Raw genomic sequence first — 19142 nt, forward strand, 5'->3', positions numbered from 1 at the left:
CGCAGCTAGCGCTTGCCGCTCACCAGGGAACGCATGCGTTGAGCTGTTTCCTCAATCGTGAGCCCATAGTGTGCGTACAGCTGTTCCGGCATGCCCACCGTAAGCGTCTCATCCGGCAGGCCGTGAATGGCGAACGCCACCGCCAGTCCGTTGCGGGCCAGCACCTCGCCCACCGCACTGCCCAAGCCGCCGGTGACCAGGTGTTCTTCCACGGTCAGAATCGCACCGGTCGCACGCGCGGCCTCCACAATCGCCGCCTCATCGAGGGGTTTCAAACTGTAGGCGTCCAGTACGCGAATCGACAGGCCCTCCTGGGCGAGGAGCGCCGCGGCACCGGCAGCCAGCTGCGCGCCCAGACCGGTGCCTACGATTGTTCCGTCAACACCGTCGCGCAAGCGCCCAAAGCGTCCCACCGTAATCTCCGGGGGGGCGTCATACACCGGATGTATATTGGCGTCGGTCAGCCTGATGAACACCGGGCCCGGTACCTGCTCGGACGCCGACAGCATTGCTGTCGCGGCGTTGTCGTCGGCTGGCGCGAGCACCGTGAGGCCGGGAATGGCCCGGGTAATCGCGATGTCCTCCACTGCGTGATGTGTGGTGCCGAAAAAGCCCATGGCAAGGCCACTCCAGGCCGACAGAATGCGCACCGGAACTTGAGAGAACGCAAGGTCGGTACGGATTTGCTCGGCGCACTTCAGCGCGCCAAAGGCACCCATTTGCAGGACAAACACCTTATAACCATAGGTCGCCATACCCGCCGCCATGGACATGGCATTGCATTCCGCAATGCCGGCGTCGATAAAGCGCTCCGGAAACTGCTGAACAAAGGCGCCGGTAACCGGGCCGGCACCAAGATCTGGCGAAATCAGCAGCACGTCCTCGTTCTGCTCCCCGTAGCGACGAAACGCCTCACCCAGATTGCCGACGTAGCTGCTTTCCACCGCACCGGCATTGAAGCTGAAAGGATCACTCATGGTGCTCATTGTCTTGCCTCCCTGATTTCGCGCCGAGCCTGCTCCAGATCCGCGCCGTTCAGGGCCCCGAGGTGCCATTCGCGCGGAGACGCCTCCATAAACGAAATTCCCTTGCCTTTCAGCGTGCGGGCCACAACACATACCGGTTGGTCAGTAACGCGCATCGCTCCCTCGAAGGCCTGCATCAAGGGCCCGGAATCGTGTCCGTCCACTTCAATGCTGTGCCAGCCAAAGCTGGAAAAGCGCTCCGCCAGGGGCTCGATGCCCATAACAGACTCGGTGGGGCCGTCGGCACAGGAGCCGTTGGCATCCACGATTGCCACCAGGTTCCCGACCTTGTAGTGTGCCGCGGCCATGGCCGCTTCCCACACCTGGCCTTCGTGAATCTCGCCATCACCCAACAGCACGTAGATACGGTGGTCCTTCCCGCGGCGCCGCGCGGCCAGTGCCATGCCCAGACCCACGGAGAGGTTGTGGCCCAGCGACCCCGAACTGAAGTCGACGCCGGGTGCACGGTGCATATCGGGATGATCCGTGAGCTTGCTGTCCAATTGACCGAAGGTTCGCAACCATGTCTGCGGAAAGAACTCCAGTTCGGCAAACAGCGGCCACAGCGCGACGGCCACATGGCCTTTGCCAAGCAGAAAACGATCGCGGTCGTCCCAACCCGGCTCTCCCCTGCGCAAGCGCAGCACATGGTGATAGAGAGTGACCAGTATCTCCGCACAGGACAGGCTGCTGGAATAATGGCCCATCGGGGCGTGACTGATGACGTCCAGTATGTCGAGGCGCAGCTGCCTGGCCCTTTCCTGGAGCGCATCCGCCGTCACCGGCCTCAAGCGAGGCAATACATCGCGCGCGCCGCGGGTCTCCGCGGAGGACATATCTTTACTCTGTGTCACAACAGTCTCCCTGAGTAAATCGCAAGCTGGCCTGTCCGTGCTGGAATGCAGCACGTCAAAAATTGCTATTATCGCCGAGCGTATAGAAAAAAAACGTGCAGTAACTCCTGCGTATGTATTAGTACCCTGCGCCGAATCGAGATTATTTTTATGGGCCAGCTGGCTTGCATAAAGCGGCGAAGTGGCGCAAACTCCACAGCACTGAGGAAAAACAACGTCCATGCCCAAGAAAGTCGACCATGAACAACGCAGAGCCATGATTGCCTCAGCCGCCGCGCGCTGTATCGCAGAGCAGGGCCTGCAAGGCACCACAATGCGCGCCATTGCACAGTCCTCGGGGGTGTCCAAAGGCATTGTTGAACACTACTTTGCCGACAAGGACGCCGTCATCGCGGCAGCGCTGGAACAGATGAACGCCCGTTACATGCGCCGCGAACAGCGGCTTACCGCAGGGCGCACCGGCCTGGATGCCCTGCGCGCGCGTCTCAACGCCGTTTTGCCACTGAACACGGAGTCCCGCGAGGAGTGGAAAATCCGTCTGTGTTTCTGGAGTGTTGCAGCGATCGAACCGCAGCACCGGCGCGAGCAACAGAAGCGTCTGGCGCTGACCCGCAAACGCTATCATGGCGACCTGGAAACAGCGCTGGAGAGCGGTGAAATTCATGCCGGGGCGGATCTGGCGCGGATCGCCGGAGATCTCACGGTGTTTATGGCCGGGGCCTGCTGCGGTGCCTTGCTGGACTCCCGTTATTACTCGGCGCGTCACCTCCGCGAACTCATAGAACGCACCTTGCACAACCTGACCCGGGAGGACATCGCATGAGCAACGAGAATCGACGCAGCGAAGATCAGAGACTCACCCGTGCCTGGGATCAATTTTGCGACCAGCTGAAATCCGCTGGGCGGCTACCGTTCAGCGAGGGTGTGCCCAGCGGCGATTTGAGTCGCGCCGCAGGCTTTCGCTGTCTGGCGCAGAATATTGGCCTGGGCATGCAGTTCTTCCTGGAGAATGACGACCCACTGCATCCGGAGCTCCTGCATTACTTCGATCCCATTCGCAAGCAGGGTGGTGACAACCCCGACGCCGTGTATGTCGGTGGCCCGATAAACGGCACCGACACCTACCGGATTCACGGCAACCGCGGCAGCGCGCGCTATTTTGCGGTCACCGCGGTAGAGCACGGCAATACCCCCTGGGGCGGAGCCGCTGTACACACGCTGTTCGGCCAGGATCTGGAGGTTGCCGAGGACGGCAGCTTCGAACTGATCTGCAGCCCCGACCCACACCCGGGCAACTGGCTGCAAACCTCCCCCAACACGTTCCGCGTTACCTTCCGTCAATTCTTCGCGGACTGGGAGAACGAGCGGCCAATGCACGCCAGCATCGACCGTATCAGCGGAGCGCCCGCACCCGCGCCGGTGATGGATACCGCGCGGCTGGAACGGGGCCTGGCCGCGGTGTCGCAGTGGGTAGGCGATTCCCTGGCCTACTGGGCCGACATGATCGAGCGCTGGAAAGCGCGCCCCAACACCTTTTTGTCCTATCGCCAGCTCGACGATAACGCAATCGACGCAACCCCCGGCGGCGAACCCTTGATCGCCTACTGGCAACTGCCGGCAGACGAGGCGCTGGTTGTCCGCGTGAAGCCGCCCAGGGCGCACTACTGGGCGGTGGAGTTCGGCAACTACTGGTGGTGCTCCATGGATTATCGCAGCGTGCTCAGCAACACCAACTGCCACTACGCGCAATTACAGGATGACGGCGAGCTGATTCTCGTCATCGCTCACGTCGATACCGGTCACGCCAACTGGCTGGACCCCGCCGGCTTCAACGAGGGTTACCTCACAGTGCGCTGGATGCAGGCCGACCACTACCCAACGCCGCAGGCCCAGCAGGTGAAGCTGAGTGAGCTCGACGCCCTGCTGCCGGCCGACGTCCGGCGCGTGGATGCCGCGGGCCGGGCTGCCCAGATCGCCGCACGTCGCCGCGGTGTGATCCAGCGTTTCGGGGTTTGAGTCACAGACCACAATCATGATTAACGAGAGGACAAGATCATGGATCTGGAGTTGCAAGGCAAGACCGCCATCATCACCGGCGGCAGCGGTGGCATCGGGCGCGGCCTGGTGCTGGAATTTGCCCGCGAGGGTCTGAATGTCGTCAGCGCATCGCGTGATGTCGCCACCGGCGAAAAACTCGCCGCAGAGGCGGCGAAGCTTGGCCTGCCGGGCAAGGTACTGGCAGTTGCCACCGACGTCACCGACCGCGCCAGCGTCGACGCAATGGTGGCGCGTGCCAATGAGGTTTTCGGGCCGGTCGATGTGCTGGTCAACAATGCGGGCGGAGTCGCTCATCCCGCCAATCTCGAGGAGCTCGATGCCGACGCGCGCCGCTGGGAAATTGCGCTGAATATCGACGGCGTGGTGAACTGCTGCCAGGCGGTCGCGCAGGATATGCTGTCACGCAAGACCGGCAGCATCATCAACATTTCTTCCAATTCCTCCCTCCTGGGTGAAGCTGCGGCCAATGTTGTGCACTACGGCGGTGTGAAAGGCTTCGTCAACAGCTTCTCCAAGGGCCTTGCCTGGGAATGGGCCGGCAAGGGGATACGCGTCAACAATATCTGTCCGGGCTGGATCGTACCGTACGAAGCCGATGACGTGGGTGAGGGCAGTTTCTGGAACCGCTTTGGTTTCGAGACCATGGGCAAGCCCGATGCGATGGAAAAGGCATTGCAGGAGGGCACCCTCTATAACATGAGCGGCCTGCCCATCCCCAAACTGGGGCGCCCCGAGGATATCGCCTGGATGGCGCTGTTCCTCGCATCGGATCGTTCGGGCTATGTCACAGGGCAGTTGATTTCGGTCAGTGGCGGCGCCTACATGCCCTGACACCGTCAGGCAGCATCGCCGGGAGAAAACAGATGAGTGAATGGACACCGCCGGCCCGCCCTGAATGGGTGCAGCGCGTCATTGACGAAGGGCAGCACATGGACATCCGCAGCCTGGTGCCTCTGCGCGCCGAGGAGCTGATGGAGACCGCCCGACGCAATACCGGCTTCGCTGATTTCGGCAGTGATGACTGGCTGGAGGGCTTTCACGTCTTCCTGCAGGCACTGGAGAAGGAAGCTGACCTGCACCTGCTCGGCAGGCTGATGACCCGCTCCGATATCCTGCGCTGGCTGGAAGCGCGACTGGGTATCGAAGCGGCTTACGCACAACACCCGGAAATCGAGGATGAAGTGATTGACCAGCCGGTCGTTATCACGGGCCTGCCGCGCTCGGGTACGTCTATCCTGTTCGAGTTGCTGGCGCAGGACGTGCGCTTTGGCTCCCCGCGCAATTGGGAAATCATGTTTCCTTACCCACCCCCGGAAGCCGCGCACTACCGCAGCGACCCGCGGATAGCGCGCTGTGAACACCTGGTGACGCAGTGGAAACGCGTGGTCCCCAGCTATGCCACCATGCACGAAATGGGTGCGGAAATTCCCAACGAATGCATCGTCGCCATGAGCTGCACATTCCGCAGTGAGAATCTGCCGGGCCAATACCAGATACCAAGCTACAACGACTGGTATTACCAGCAGGATCTGGCACCGGCCTACCGCTACTACAAGCGCATGCTGAAAGTGTTGCAGTGGAAAAACCCGCGTCAGCACTGGCTGCTCAAGGCACCCTCGCACCTCGGCAACCTGCCCGTGCTGTTTCAGGTGTTTCCGGATGCAAGGGTGGTCATCACCCACCGCGACCCGATCGTAGCGCAGGCCTCCGTGACCAACCTGCTGGGCACACTGTACTGGATGCGCAGCGGCAAACCCTTCGACGCCCGCGCTTTCGAGAGCCTGATGACGCCCGAAGCCGGTGCTGCGCGACTCAACGCCGTGGTTGATCTGCTGGAAAACGGTCAGCTGCCCGCAGGCCAGTTGCACAGCTTCCTGTATCACGACCTGATCCAGGAACCCCTGGCGGCGCTGGAGAACCTCTACCGTGCCATGGGCACACCGCTGGACACACAGGGGCGCGATGCCATGCAGGCCTACCTGGCGCGAAAACCCCAGGGCAAGTTCGGCAAGCATGAATACAGTCTGAATAAAAGCCAGCGTCAGCTCTATCGGCGCTATCAGGATTTCTTCGGCGTCCCCGACGAAGCCTGACCCCTCAGCTACCGGAGACAACGACATGCCTTCCGTCATGGTGAAGTACGAATGCCGGGCACCGGCGGCCACCACAGGGCTGTCTTTTGCCGACACCTACGATCTGACGCTGGAACAGATTGCCTGGATTGACGCACAGGGCTACCCCGTCACCATCAATTTCTGTGAACACCACGGCAGTGAGGACGGCTACCTGCCGAGTCCGCTCATGCTCGCCGCGGCGGCTGCCCGCAGCACCCGCAACGTGCGCCTGCAGGTCAACGTCATCATGCCCTTCAGCGACCCACTCCGCGTGGCGGAAGACGTCGCCATGCTCGACCATCTCAGCCGGGGGCGCGCGGAAGTGCTGTTGTTGGGAGGCTATGTCGGACGCGAGCTGGAGATGTTCGGGGTTGACCCGAAGCAACGCGGCGCTCTGATGGAGGAGGGTGTGCAGGCGCTGAAGGAGGCCTGGCGCGGCGAGACATTCCAGTACCGCGGGCGCTCGGCACGGGTCACACCCAAACCGCTGCAGACACCACACCCCACATTGTTCATGGGTGGCAGTTCAGCCGCAGCGGCGCGCCGCGCTGCGCGGCTGGGTGACGGCTTCATCGGCGGCATGCCGCAGCTCAACGCCGTGTATGCCGCCGAGTGCGAACGCCTGGATAAACACCCGCGCTTTCAGGCCGAGATGCCCTTTTCATTCCTGTATGTTTCCGATGCGCCAGAGGAAGACTGGGCGGCACTGGCCCCCTACGCCCTCTACGAAACAAACTGTTATGCACAGTGGCAGCAGGACAGCGATCAGGACATGATGTTCAGCAGCGCCCTGGATGCGGAGGCGCTCAAGGCGCTGGGCACGTACCAGGTAACAACCGCTGCGGAAGTGCTGCGCAAGGCCCCGAGCATGGCCGATAATGATGCACTGGTCCTGCACCCCCTGGTGGGTGCCCTGGAGGCCGACTTGAGCTGGAAGCTGCTGCGCAATTTCTTCCGGCAGGTGGCGCCGAACGTTAATATCACCCCGCTCTAGTCGGGCTTGGCGGCGGGCAACCTGCCCACTTGTATCGCGCAACGTGTAAAATGTCTGTGATACTGCACGATGCCACAAGGACAGCTGCTGCCCATGAACGCCACCGGAACCCTGTACACCGTCTCCGCGCCAAGCGGCGCCGGCAAGACCAGCCTGGTCAATGCCCTGCTGGAGCGCCGCCCCTCGCTGCAAGTCTCGGTATCCCATACCACCCGCCCCCAGCGTCCGGGCGAACAGGACGGTGTGAACTATCATTTTGTCGATGAAGCCACCTTCATCGGCATGCTGGAACAGGCCGCCTTTCTCGAGCACGCCCGGGTTTTCGGCAACCTCTATGGCACGTCCCAGGCCTGGGTTGAGGCGCAGCTGGCCGCCGGTACCGACGTTATTCTCGAAATCGACTGGCAGGGCGCCGCCCAGGTGAAACGGCTGCTGCCCGACACCTGTGGCATCTTCATCCTGCCGCCCTCGCGCGAGGCTCTGGAGCAGCGTCTCACGGGCCGCGGCCAGGACGATCCCGCGGTGATCGCCAGCCGCCTCGCGGAGGCAGTGGAAGAGATGTCCCACTACGTGCAGTCAGACTACCTCCTGGTCAACAACGACTTCGAGGTGGCACTGACGGAGCTGGAGGCGATCGTGATTGGCCAACGCCTGCAGACCGCGCGCCAGCAACAGGTGCTCAGTGGTCTGCTGCAGGATCTGTTGAAGCCCTGAATCACGCGCCGGGCGTATTATTCACACAGCCGCCGCGCTATACACTAAGGGGCCGGATCCGGGTATAATTGAGGGTTCGTTAACCCTGACAGGAATCACCAGCACATGGCACGCGTAACTGTAGAAGACTGCCTCGAAAACGTCGACAACCGCTTCGAACTGGTCATGGTCGCCAGCAAGCGCGCCCGCCAGATCGCCACCGGCGGCAAGGATCCCCTGGTCGAGGAAGAATCGGACAAACCCACGGTGATCGCGCTGCGCGAAATTGCCGAAGGGTTGATCAATTCCTCTATTCTCTCGCGCGACGAAGAGCGCGATGCGGAAGAGGAACTCGCCGAGGTCATGGGGGCCCACGAACCGCTCTAACGGTTCAGGGCTGCCGTGGTAAGCGGGTAAGCTATCATGCAAACCATTGACGCCCTGGACTCCACCCTGCGCAGCTACCTGAACCCTGCGCAGGCGCAACAGGTCCGCCGCGCCTACTACTTCGCAGAGCAGGCGCACTTCGGCCAGATCCGCCGCACCGGCGAGCCCTACGTCACGCACCCACTGGCCGTGACCGGGATCCTCGCCGACATGCACATGGACCATCAGAGCCTGATGGCCGCCATGCTGCACGACGTCATCGAAGATACCGGTATCGAGAAAGATTCCATCGGCAGCCAGTTTGGCCCCGCCGTCGCCGAGCTGGTCGACGGCGTGAGCAAGCTCACCCAGATGGAATTCAGTTCGCTGGCTGAAAAGCAGGCCGAAAACTTCCAGAAAATGGCGCTGGCCATGGCGCGCGACATTCGCGTCATTTTGGTGAAACTGGCCGACCGACTGCACAACATGCGCACGCTGGGTGTGCTGCCCCAGGACAAGGCGCGGCGCATCGCCCGCGAAACCCTGGAAATCTACGCGCCCATCGCCATGCGCCTGGGTATGAATGCCGTGCGCATGGAGTTCGAGGATCTCGGCTTCAGCGCCCTCTACCCGATGCGCGCATCGCGGATCAAGGCCGCCATCCGGGCCAGCAGCGGCTACCGCAAGGAACTGGTGGACAAAATCCGCCACCAGATTGAATCCACACTGGAGCAGGAAGGCCACGATGTCGAGGTGATCGGCCGCGAGAAGCACCTCTACAGCATTTACAGCAAGATGAAGTCCAAGAAGAAGTCCTTCTCGGAGATCATGGACATCTACGCGTTTCGCATCATCGTCGACTCGGTTGATACCTGCTACCGGGTACTGGGCTCAGTACACAGTCTGTACAAGCCGGTCCCCGGCGAGTTCAGCGACTACATTGCCATTCCCAAGGCCAACGGTTACCAGTCACTGCACACTGTGTTGATGGGCATGCATGGCGTGCCCATCGAGATCCAGATTCGCACGCGCGAAATGGAAGAAATGGCCAATAACGGCATCGCGGCACACTGGCTGTATAAAAGCGACAGCCACTCCGCGAACGGCAGCCACGCGCGGGCCCGGGAGTGGGTGCAGGGCCTGCTGGAGATGCAGCAAAGAGCCGGCAACTCGCTGGAGTTTATCGAGAGCGTCAAGATCGACCTCTTCCCCGACGAGATTTACGTGTTTACGCCAAAGGGACGTATTCTCGAGCTGCCCCGCGGTGCCACGGCGGTGGACTTCGCTTTCGCGGTGCACACCGATGTCGGCAACAGCTGCGTCGCCTGCCGTATCAACCGGCGTCTGGCACCATTGTCGGAGCCGCTGCAGAGCGGCCAGACGGTGGAGATCCTCACCGCTCCGGGCGCTCGTCCAAACCCGTCCTGGTTCAACTACGCGGTGACCGCCAAGGCACGCACCAATATTCGTCACTTCCTCAAGCACCAGACGCGGGAAGATTCGGTGGCCCTTGGCAGGCGTCTCCTCGACAAGGCCCTGCAAGCCTTCGACAGCACCCTCGAACAGCTGCCTGAAGACCGCCTGCAGGATTACCTCGCCAACAATGACTACAGCGCGCTGGATGACCTGCTGGAGGACATCGCACGCGGCAACCGCCTGCCGCCGATCACCGCGCAGCAGATCCTCGGGGAATTTGTGGAACCCTCAGAGTCCGCGGAACGCAAGCTGCAACCGGTAGCGATTCGCGGTACCGAAGGCTTCATGGTGACCTACGCACGCTGCTGCCACCCCATCCCGGGCGACCCCATCGAAGGCTACCTGAGCTCTGAAAAGGGCGTTGTCGTGCACCGCGAGCGCTGCAAGAACCTGATGGAGATGCGGGAGAACCGCGAGCGTCTGGTGGCCCTGCGCTGGGATGACCAGGTGCAGGGTGAATACCTGACAGAGTTGCGCATCGAGGTAGAAAACCGCCGCGGCATGATCGCGGTGCTCGCCACCCGCATCAACAGCATGGGGGTGAATATCGAAAAAATCTCCACCGAAGACAAGGACTACCAGTTCACCTTCGTGGATCTGGCGATGCAGGTGACCAACCGCGTGCATCTCGCCAACATCATGAAACGGCTGCGCACGGTAAACTCCGTGCGCCGCGTGTCCCGACTGAAAAACGAAGCGCCGGCACGGCGCGTGAAACCCGGAGCAAACCGTTGACCAATCGAGCCATTATCTCCACCCCAAACGCCCCCGAAGCCATCGGGCCCTATTCGCAGGCTGTGAAAGTGGGCAACACCGTGTGGCTGTCGGGTCAGATTCCGCTGGTGCCGGGCACTATGGAACTGGTCACGGGTGATATTCAGGCCCAGGCCCGGCAGGTGTTCAGCAACCTCGCCGCGGTGGCCGAGGCCGCGGGCGGCAGTCTCGCGAGCGCGGTGAAGATCAACATCTCGCTGACTGATATGGCGGACTTTGCGGCGGTCAACGAGGTCATGGCGGAGTTTCTGCAGCCGCCGTTTCCGGCGCGCGCCTGTGTTCAGGTAGCCGGCCTGCCCAAGGGTGTCGCCATTGAAGTTGAGGCGATTCTGGTCGTCTAGCGCACCGTTTCCATGGGCGACAGGGTATGCAGGCCATGCACAGTACCCGATGGATTCACTGAGATATACCGATCCCCGAGCCGGTAAATCGGCGTGCACACCTCCGCGCCTTCACGCTCGGGCAGGCCGCTGTCGATGATGATGCAGCGCATATCCCCAGCGGCGCGCCAACGGCCGGTAACAATACCCGTGCCCGCCGCGCTGCGCCATTCGCTGCGGAAACGGCCATCTGCAAACCAGTGGTTCTCGGCAACACCACCGCTGCCATCCTGCACTTCACCCTGATCACGAACATCGGAGAATGCCGCCACGATTTCGCTGGACGTCAGCCGCAGTGCGTCTGCGGGCAGGGCGGGCTGCGCCACGGCAACAGCCACAGGAAACCCATACACACCCGCCACCATGGCCGCTCGCAACGTGATTGCCCAGATACTCAACCTGTGTGATCTCATGTCTTTGCCGATGTAACACGCGCCCGCAGCACCGCGCTGTAGCCGCTGCGGTAGTCGGGATAGCGCAGCCGATAGCCGCTCGCAGTCAGCGCCCTGTTGCGGCAGCGCTTGTGTGCCACACTGCGCGGCGTTGAGGCGCCAGCCTGCCAGGCATCCAGCCCCAGCGCCCTGGCCAGCCAGGTCTCCACCTCGAACTGCGGTGCAGGATCGTTGTCCACGGCAATGATGCGCGGAGCAGGTGCGATACCCTGCGCCCAGCGCTGCAGCAGCCAGGCCAGCAGGCCACCCACATCCTCCCGGTGTATGCGGTTGCTGTAGCGAACCGGCGATGCTGCACACAGCTCACCGCGCGCGACACGCCGCAACAGGAATCCCTCCGGGTCGCCATAAATACCGGCACTGCGCACCGTGCAGGCAGGGTGGGGTGAGTCAAACAACTGCTGTTCGGCGTTGATAATCGCCCCAGCGGCAGGATCGGTCGTCACGAGAGGGCTGTCATCCTCCACCCAGCCGCCATCTGCTTCCGCGTAGACCCGCGTGCTGGAGACCATGAGTATGCCCGCCGGACGGTGGCTACCCAGCCCCCGCAACACGGCGCCCATGGCATCGCTGAAACCCGCCCTGTAGCCTGCTTCGCCACTGCCGGCAGGTTTCAGGGTGAGCAACACAAAATCCGGAGCCAGTGCCTGCAGCGCCGACAGATCGGCGTTTGCGGCTGCGTAATTCGCGGCGAGGCCTTTGAACGCCACAGGCAACTGCCCAATGTCCCGGCGAAGGCCAGTCACCCCCCAGCCGGCGCTCGCCAGGGGCAGCCCCGCCCGGGTACCCAGGTCACCACAACCGACAATCAGCACACTTTTGTTCTTCATATCGCCTTACCTGACTGGTTACACTAGCGGGCTTTCACCGGAATGGGCGCGCACAGTGATCCCAGGCTACTCCCGTCTGCATTGTACCCCCGAATACACGCCACACGGCGTCGGCCATTCTCAATCCGGCGCGGGAGCAGACCGTGGCGGTACTTGAACCCCTACCGGTGACTGCGCTGCGCGGGGTGGGTCCGCGGCTGGCGGCACAACTGGCGGATTACGGCATCACCCAGGTCGAGGACCTGCTGTTTCACCTGCCGCTACGCTACCAGGACCGCACACGGATCACGCCCATCGCTGGCCTGCAGGAAGGTAGCGAAGTCACCGTGGAAGGGGAAGTGCGTCTCGCGGATATCGTTTTCGGCCGCCGTCGCAGCCTCGTGGCCCGCATCCAGGACGGCACTGGCACGCTTACCCTGCGCTTTTTCCACTTCAGCGCGGCGCAGAAAAACAGCCTGCAACCGGGAACGCGCCTGCGCTGCTTTGGCCAGGTGCGTCGAGGCGCCAACGGCTTCGAAATATTCCACCCGGAGTACCGGGCCCTGGAACCGGGTGAGACCCATGGCGCGTCACGCAGCACCGGGGAGGAGACGCTCACCCCCGTATATCCCACCACCACGGGCATAGGCCAGGCCCAGTGGCGCAAGCTGTGCGGCCAGGCGCTGGGCTTTCTGCAACGGGCGCAACCCCGCGACCTCCTGCCCACAGACAGTGGCCAGCCTTTCACCCTTGTGCAGGCCCTGCAATACCTGCACGCACCCCCACCGGACGCGCCCCTCGACACCCTGCTGGAGGGCCGCCATCCCGCCCAACTGCGTCTGGCGCTGGAAGAACTCGTCGCCCATCACCTGTCACTGCTGCGCTTGCGGGCGCGTCAGCAAGCCACACCGGCACCCGCTTTGCACGTCGACAGGGGGCAGCCCCTGCAACAGGCCTTGCTGCAAAGCCTGCCGTTTACACCCACCGTCGCCCAGCAGCGGGTGATGACGGAGATCGCCGCTGACCTGGCGCGGCCCGTGCCCATGCTCCGCCTGGTGCAGGGTGATGTGGGTTCGGGCAAAACCCTGGTGGCCGCGCATGCGGCACTGCAGGCCATCGCCAATGGCTATCAGGTGGCGCTGATGGCGCCCACGGAGATTCTCGCCGAGCAACACCGGCTGAACTTCGAACACTGGTTCGCACCGCTCGGCATCACTGTCGAATGGCTGAGTGGACGGGTCAAGGGCAAAGCTCGACAGGTGGCGACCGAGCGCCTCGCCACGGGCGAGGCGGCCCTGGCGGTCGGCACACATGCCCTGTTTCAGGAGGCGGTGGCGTTTCACCGGCTGGGGCTGGTGATGGTCGACGAGCAACACAAATTCGGGGTGCACCAGCGCCTGGCCCTGAGCCAGAAAGCAGGCAGCGAGGGCCGGCCGCACCAGCTGGTACTGACCGCGACACCGATCCCCCGCACGCTCTCCATGGTCGCCTACGCCGATCTCGATTTCTCGGTGATCGATGAGCTGCCCCCGGGCCGCGAGCCGGTCACCACGGTGCTGATCGACAGCCAGCGTCGTGACCAGGTGATCACCCGGGTCGCACACGCCTGCGCCAGCGGACGACAGGCCTACTGGGTGTGCACGCTGATCGAGGAGAGTGATTCCCTGCAGGCGCAGGCGGCGGAGGCGACCGCCGAACTGCTGCAGGAGGCGCTGCCCGGGCTGCAGATCGGCCTGGTGCACGGGCGCATGAAACCGGCAGAGAAAGCCTCGGTGATGGACGCCTTCAAGGGCGGCGAGATCGCTCTGCTGGTAGCGACCACGGTGATCGAAGTGGGCGTGGATGTGCCCAACGCCAGTCTGATGGTGATCGAAAACCCCGAGCGCCTCGGGCTGGCACAGCTGCACCAGCTGCGCGGCCGCGTGGGCCGTGGCGGCGGTGCCAGTCACTGTGTGCTGCTATACCAGTCCCCATTGTCCCGCAGCGGACAGCAGCGCCTGCTGGCGCTACGGGAAAGCAACGACGGCTTTTACATCGCGGAAAAAGACCTGGAACTGCGCGGCCCGGGCGAAGTGCTGGGCACCCGGCAGACCGGGCTGCTTGCCTTCCGCATTGCCGAGTTGCCCGCGCACAATCACCTGCTGGACGCGGTTCACGCCATCGCCCACACCCTGCAGCAGGGGGACCCCGCGGTCATCGAAGCGCTGATTCAGCGCTGGACCGCGCAGCGGGAGAAGTTCGCCGAGGTCTGACTGCAGCTACAGTGCCTGCCACTCCGCCAGCTGCGCCGCCAGCGCGGCGCGCCCGATACTGTTCAAACGGGCAATGTTCGTCTCGGGAATACGCTCGGGATTGGGCCAGCGAGCCAGCGCCTCTTCCAGCAGGTCTTCGCGCAGCAGGTGAATGACTGGCAGCGGCGCCCGGTTACTGTAGTGGCTGGCTGCCTGGGCTGGCTCACCCGCGAACTGGTACTCCGGGTGAAAACTCGCGAGCTGCACAATGCCTTCCAGACCGGCGACCTGCAGCAGCGTGTTCGCATGATCGAGGTAATCCAGGTACGCGTCGAAGGAAGCCAGCGCCCCGGTGAAGGCCAGCAGCGTGGTTGCCACCTCATCCTGTGTGCTGTTCAGCAGGAGGTCAAACTCAGCGAGCAGGCAAGCGTCCATCTCGCGCTGGCCTGCAGCGCTCCCGTTGGCCCCGCACACTACAATACGCAGCGCTGGCGAACCCAGCAGCGGGCGCGCAAAGGGGCACAGGTTCAGGCCGACAACGGCACCTTCCAGCCAGGCCTCCAGTTGCCGCCGGGCGCGCTGGACATCCAGCGGGCCGCGGCTCAGGGCAGTATGGCCGGCAGGGCTTTCTGCAGCTCGATTTTTGCCTTGGTCGCGTCACCGGTCAGGGCAAAGCCGAGCAGCTCACCCGCAGCGTTGCGGAACTCTGCACGCACATCGCTGCCATCGGCATCGATCTGCCACTCCCCGTCGGCGCCGGCCGGCGGCGGGGCCACAACGACCGGACAGGCCGGTGTCTTGATGGTCACCGGCATGGGCGGGTAAACCACCTCGGTGGGCTCACCGGCGAGGGTCTTGCCCAGCGCGCGGGAACAGGCCACCAGCGGCGCCACGTAGACCAGCACGTGACCTGCCACTTCGGCGCAATCGCCCAGGGCATAGACATTGGGCGCACTGGTTTCCAGCAGGCGGTTGGTGACGATCCCGCGGTTCACTTCCAGACCGGCGGCTTTGGCTAGATCTACCCGGGGCCGTACGCCCACCGCAGACACCACGATGTCTGCGCTGATACGTTCGCCATTGTTCAGGCTCACCACCACGCCCTGTTCCGCGCGGTTGACCGCGGTGACCAGCGGGCCGAAGTGGAAGCGGGCGCCCTTGGCCTCCAGCGCCGCCTGCACCGCCTTGCCTGCCGTTTCCGGCAGCAGCGTAGGCAGGCAGTAGCCGAGGGGATCCACCGCCTCTACCTCGTAGCCACCGTTGAGCAGGTCATTGGTGAACTCACAGCCGATAAGGCCACCGCCAATGATGCACACCTTGCGCACGGCATTCTTCTGCATCGCCGTGCGGAAGTCGTCGTAGTCGAGCAGGTCGTTCACCGAATAGACCCGTTCCAGCGCATCGCCCTCTATCGGCGGCTGTATGGTCTGCGCACCCAGTGCCAGCACCAGCTTGCCGTAGTGAATCGCGGTTTCCGCATCGCCGACCTTGATCACCTGGTTGGCAGTATCAATACCTGCAACGCGAGTCATGGTCCACACGCTGGCTTTCAACTGCTTGCCCATGGACCCGGCATCCAACTGCGCGAGGTCGTCGGCGCTGGTGTCCTTGGTGTAGCCCGTGGAGAGCATGGGCTTCGAGTAGGCACGACCATCGTCGGAGGTGATGAGGATCAACGGGGTTTCGCTGTCATGCTTGCGGAATTCCTTGGCCACACCGTAACCGGCCAGGCCCGTGCCGATGATGACCACCGGGGGGTGTACCTTGTCGGCCACCGGTTCCTCATGGTGCGGTGTTTCGTCGACCGGTGTCTCCTCGATCAGCTCAAAGTCTTCCTTGCCCACGCCACAATCCGGGCAGAGCCAGTCCTCGGGTACGTCTTCCCATTTGGTGCCAGGTGCAATGCCGTCGTCAGGCCAGCCTTCCTTTTCGTCGTAGATCAGGCCACAGACTATGCATTCCCACTTGCTCATAATGCCACTCGCTCTCAGTCGGTTACGCGGGTCGCCCGCAACGGTGCCGCGCGATGCAACCGGCGGCAGGGGACGACCTGATTTGAAGCGCAACACTATAGAGTTACAGGAAAATTGTGCAAGCGCTTTGGAGGCGCGGCATGGACGGAACCTCGCCGCGGTTTAACACCCTTGCATGCCCGCAGCAGCTGGCGCATGCTCGCGCCTTTGCATTTCCGGAGACCCTGTTATCGTACCCGCTTCCCTGCCGGCAGACTCGGGCCGCGACCCCCGATGGCGCCCCGAGCAACGGTTCACCAGCGCAGAGCTCGCTGCGCCCTGCCGCCGCTGGCTGCTCGATGACGGCTCGCTCACCGCGCGCCTGATCGCTCTCGAGGCAGGCGCCTTCAGCGTGCGCAGGCTCTACCAGGGCTGGCAGGTGCCTCTGCCCTCGGAGCAGCATCTGCTGCAGGTACCGGCGCGACAGCGCGCACTGGTACGCGAGGTGCTGCTGCAGTTGGACTCACAGGCTGTGGTGTTCGCGCGCAGCGTATTCCCCATCAGCAGCCTGAGCGGAGAACTGGCTCACCTGCGCAAACTGCAGAACCGCTCTCTCGGTGCGATTCTGTTTCGTTATCCCGGCATGCAGCGAAGCCCCTTTGAGCTCGCACGACTGGGCGGTGACAGCGCCTATATCGCGCCCTGGGTGAAACAGACCGTGCCCGCCTGGGCACGCCGCTCCTGCTTCAGTATCAGCGGCAAGCGCCTGCTGGTCAGTGAGGTATTTTTGCAGGGGTTCACCCCCTGGGAGGCGTCATTGGCGGTGCACCGCAGCCAGCGAGGCACAGTGAACGCTGCAATCCACGGCGTAAAGCAGTAAGCTTGCCGCTGGTTTCTTCACAGCTCCCGAAGCATGCCCGTACTGACTTCCGCGTCCGCTCTGCTCAAGCTCGTGCGTTTCGACCGGCCCATTGGCACCCTGCTGCTGCTCTGGCCGACCCTAGGGGCGCTCTGGATCGCCGCAGAGGGCAAGCCCGAGCCGCGCCTGGTGGTGATCTTCTGCCTTGGCACCCTGCTGATGCGCTCCGCGGGCTGTATCGTCAACGACCTGGCGGACCGCCACTGGGACGGCAGCGTGGCGCGCACCCGGGAGCGCCCGCTGGTCACCGGCGAAGTCTCGGTCACCCAGGCGCGCGTTCTCTTCCTGCTGCTCTGCCTGGCCGCTTTCGGCCTGGTCTTGCTGACCAACACGCTGACCACGCTGCTCTCGGTCGTCGGCCTGCTGCTGGCCTCCACCTATCCCTTCATGAAGCGCTACACCTATTGGCCGCAGGTCGTACTGGGGGCGGCGTTCTCCTGGGCCATCCCCATGGCGTTTGCCGCACAGCAGAACGCGCTGCCCTCAGCGCTCTGGCTGCTGTACATCGCTAATCTGTTGTGGACGATGGTCTATGACACCCAGTACGCCATGGTCGATCGCGATGATGATATCAAGGTGGGCATCAAATCGACTGCCGTGCTCTTCGGCGACGCTGACCGCCTCGTATTGGGCGCCCTGCAGACCCTCTGCCTGCTGGCCTGGCTGCTGGCCGGGCAGCGCTTCGAGCTCGGCGGCGCCTATTACCTGGGTCTACTTGTTGCCGGACTGCTATTCGGTTATCACCAGTACCTGATACGGGAGCGTGACCGGGACGCCTGCTTTCGTGCCTTTCGTCACAACAACTGGGTGGGGCTGGCAGTATTCATGGGCATTGCACTGCATTATCTGCTCGACAACGCCGCGTGAGCGACGGCACTGTACAGGGCGGGGCGGCCGCGATGCCGAATGCGGAATTCATCGACAGCCTTGCACAGGTCAGCGCCGCTGACTGGGACGCGGTGGCGGGCGTGGACTATCCGTTTCTGCAGCACCGCTTCCTGCACGGTCTGGAGATTACCGGCTGTACAACGGCTGACACCGGCTGGCAACCCTGCCATCTGCTGCTGCGCCGGGAAAACCGGCTGATCGGTCTGCTGCCGCTCTACCTGAAAGCACACTCCTATGGCGAGTACGTTTTTGACTGGTCATGGGCGGACGCCTGGCAGCGGGCAGGGCTGGCCTACTATCCCAAGCTGGTGTCTGCCGTACCATTTACGCCCGCCACGGGGCCGCGCCTGTGCGTGGCCGATGGGGAGGATAGCGCCAGCCTGTGGCCCTGTGTGCTGGCCGCGATAGAGCAGTTTGCCCGCGCGCGCGGGCTGTCCTCCTGGCACCTGCTGTTCCCTGAGAAGGCCGTGTCCGGGCAACTGCTGGCAGCGGGGCTGCCACAGCGCATGACCACACAGTTCCACTGGTTCAACGACGGCTACACCAGCTTCGAGGACTTCCTCGGCGCGTTCGCCAGCCGCAAGCGCAAGAACCTGCGCCGCGAGCGCGAGCGCGTGACGCAGCAGGGCCTGAGCCTGCAGCTGTTGCGCGGCGCGGAGATTACCGCAGCCGACTGGCGACAGTTTCACCGCTTCTACCAGACCACCTACGCGCGGCGCAGCGGCCACGGCGGTTACCTGACGCGGGACTTCTTCCTGCAGACCGCACCCTCACTGGGTGACCAGACGATCATGGTGGTCGCCCGGCACAGTGGCCAGGCGGTGGCTGCAGCGCTGTATTTTCGCTCATCCACGACGCTGTACGGTCGCTACTGGGGCTGCAGCGCAGATTTCGACTGCCTGCACTTTGAGGCCTGTTATTACCAGGGCATTGATTACTGCATTGCCGAGGGGCTACAACGCTTTGACCCCGGTGCGCAGGGCGAACACAAGATCCAGCGCGGCTTCCGCCCGATACTCACCTACTCCAACCACTGGATTGCGGACCCACGACTGGCCGAAGCCGTCGCCGACTTCACCCGTAGGGAGCGCCCCCATATTGAAGCCTACCGGGACGAGGCGGCGAGCCTTCTGCCGTTCCGTCGCGAAGGCTGAGCC

The 19142-nt window shown here is 63.4% G+C and carries 19 protein-coding genes; 13 read left to right on the forward strand and 6 right to left on the reverse strand.

Annotated elements, in window-relative coordinates:
• Positions 1–5: 5 nt before the first annotated feature.
• Both R3E49_RS02085 and R3E49_RS02090 read right to left on the reverse strand, forming a co-directional pair.
• Positions 6–986 (reverse strand): transketolase family protein, encoded by a 981-nt coding sequence (locus tag R3E49_RS02085; RefSeq protein ID WP_290740713.1) that lies wholly within the window; start codon positions 984–986, stop codon positions 6–8.
• A complete protein-coding gene (locus tag R3E49_RS02090) occupies positions 983–1879 on the reverse strand; it encodes a transketolase (RefSeq protein ID WP_290740716.1) in 897 nt (298 codons plus the stop codon). The genes R3E49_RS02085 and R3E49_RS02090 overlap by 4 nt, the downstream gene beginning before the upstream one ends.
• 220 nt (positions 1880–2099) lie before the next feature.
• On the opposite strand from R3E49_RS02090, the gene R3E49_RS02095 reads away from it, so the two are divergent.
• The 9 genes from R3E49_RS02095 (at position 2100) to R3E49_RS02135 (ending at position 10695) form a co-directional block, all read left to right on the forward strand.
• The gene (locus R3E49_RS02095; RefSeq protein ID WP_371293519.1) at positions 2100–2702 is read left to right on the forward strand and encodes a TetR/AcrR family transcriptional regulator; all 603 of its coding nucleotides are present in this window, start codon (positions 2100–2102) and stop codon (positions 2700–2702) included.
• The gene (locus R3E49_RS02100) at positions 2699–3895 is read left to right on the forward strand and encodes a DUF1214 domain-containing protein (protein ID WP_290740722.1); all 1197 of its coding nucleotides are present in this window, start codon (positions 2699–2701) and stop codon (positions 3893–3895) included. The genes R3E49_RS02095 and R3E49_RS02100 overlap by 4 nt, the downstream gene beginning before the upstream one ends.
• Positions 3896–3934: 39 nt before the next feature.
• Positions 3935–4768, forward strand: a complete 834-nt coding sequence (locus tag R3E49_RS02105; RefSeq protein WP_290740725.1) for an SDR family NAD(P)-dependent oxidoreductase — start codon at positions 3935–3937, stop codon at positions 4766–4768.
• Between the two features lie 32 nt (positions 4769–4800).
• On the forward strand, positions 4801–6030 hold the full coding sequence (locus tag R3E49_RS02110; RefSeq protein WP_371293520.1) for a sulfotransferase: 1230 nt from the start codon (positions 4801–4803) through the stop codon (positions 6028–6030).
• Between the two features lie 25 nt (positions 6031–6055).
• Complete coding sequence (locus R3E49_RS02115) at positions 6056–7045, forward strand: LLM class flavin-dependent oxidoreductase (RefSeq protein ID WP_371293521.1); 990 nt, start codon at positions 6056–6058, stop codon at positions 7043–7045.
• Positions 7046–7138: 93 nt separating this feature from the next.
• Positions 7139–7759: a guanylate kinase gene (gene gmk, locus R3E49_RS02120; protein WP_371293522.1), complete on the forward strand. Its 621-nt coding sequence runs from the start codon at positions 7139–7141 to the stop codon at positions 7757–7759.
• 105 nt (positions 7760–7864) lie between these two features.
• Entirely contained in the window at positions 7865–8125 is a 261-nt protein-coding gene (rpoZ, locus tag R3E49_RS02125) for a DNA-directed RNA polymerase subunit omega (RefSeq protein WP_371293523.1), read from the forward strand.
• Positions 8126–8161: 36 nt separating this feature from the next.
• A complete protein-coding gene (gene spoT, locus R3E49_RS02130) occupies positions 8162–10315 on the forward strand; it encodes a bifunctional GTP diphosphokinase/guanosine-3',5'-bis pyrophosphate 3'-pyrophosphohydrolase (RefSeq protein ID WP_371293524.1) in 2154 nt (717 codons plus the stop codon).
• Complete coding sequence (locus R3E49_RS02135) at positions 10312–10695, forward strand: RidA family protein (protein WP_371293525.1); 384 nt, start codon at positions 10312–10314, stop codon at positions 10693–10695. Before spoT ends, R3E49_RS02135 begins: the two co-directional genes overlap by 4 nt.
• Here the strand turns inward: R3E49_RS02135 and R3E49_RS02140 are convergent.
• Positions 10692–11147 (reverse strand): hypothetical protein, encoded by a 456-nt coding sequence (locus R3E49_RS02140; protein WP_371293526.1) that lies wholly within the window; start codon positions 11145–11147, stop codon positions 10692–10694. The two genes, R3E49_RS02135 and R3E49_RS02140, sit on opposite strands and share 4 nt — an antisense overlap.
• On the reverse strand, positions 11144–12016 hold the full coding sequence (locus R3E49_RS02145) for an epimerase (protein ID WP_371293527.1): 873 nt from the start codon (positions 12014–12016) through the stop codon (positions 11144–11146). The genes R3E49_RS02140 and R3E49_RS02145 overlap by 4 nt, the downstream gene beginning before the upstream one ends.
• 143 nt (positions 12017–12159) lie before the next feature.
• On the opposite strand from R3E49_RS02145, the gene recG reads away from it, so the two are divergent.
• A complete protein-coding gene (gene recG / locus R3E49_RS02150) occupies positions 12160–14247 on the forward strand; it encodes an ATP-dependent DNA helicase RecG (protein WP_371293528.1) in 2088 nt (695 codons plus the stop codon).
• Positions 14248–14253: 6 nt separating this feature from the next.
• Here recG and R3E49_RS02155 read toward each other — a convergent pair whose 3' ends face one another.
• Both R3E49_RS02155 and R3E49_RS02160 read right to left on the reverse strand, forming a co-directional pair.
• A complete protein-coding gene (locus tag R3E49_RS02155) occupies positions 14254–14832 on the reverse strand; it encodes a DUF1415 family protein (RefSeq protein WP_371293783.1) in 579 nt (192 codons plus the stop codon).
• Positions 14829–16199, reverse strand: a complete 1371-nt coding sequence (locus tag R3E49_RS02160; protein ID WP_371293529.1) for an FAD-dependent oxidoreductase — start codon at positions 16197–16199, stop codon at positions 14829–14831. The genes R3E49_RS02155 and R3E49_RS02160 overlap by 4 nt, the downstream gene beginning before the upstream one ends.
• A gap of 175 nt (positions 16200–16374) precedes the next feature.
• Between R3E49_RS02160 and R3E49_RS02165 the strand changes: the two genes are divergently transcribed.
• From R3E49_RS02165 to R3E49_RS02175, 3 genes are read left to right on the forward strand one after another with little or no spacing between them, the layout of a single operon-like run.
• Positions 16375–17058, forward strand: a complete 684-nt coding sequence (locus tag R3E49_RS02165) for a chorismate lyase (RefSeq protein WP_371293530.1) — start codon at positions 16375–16377, stop codon at positions 17056–17058.
• A gap of 33 nt (positions 17059–17091) precedes the next feature.
• Entirely contained in the window at positions 17092–17964 is an 873-nt protein-coding gene (ubiA, locus tag R3E49_RS02170; RefSeq protein ID WP_371293531.1) for a 4-hydroxybenzoate octaprenyltransferase, read from the forward strand.
• The gene (locus tag R3E49_RS02175; RefSeq protein ID WP_371293532.1) at positions 17961–19139 is read left to right on the forward strand and encodes a GNAT family N-acetyltransferase; all 1179 of its coding nucleotides are present in this window, start codon (positions 17961–17963) and stop codon (positions 19137–19139) included. Before ubiA ends, R3E49_RS02175 begins: the two co-directional genes overlap by 4 nt.
• The last annotated feature ends 3 nt before the right edge of the window (positions 19140–19142 follow it).

Source organism: Haliea sp. (assembly GCF_041395985.1).
Taxonomy (GTDB): domain Bacteria; phylum Pseudomonadota; class Gammaproteobacteria; order Pseudomonadales; family Halieaceae; genus Haliea.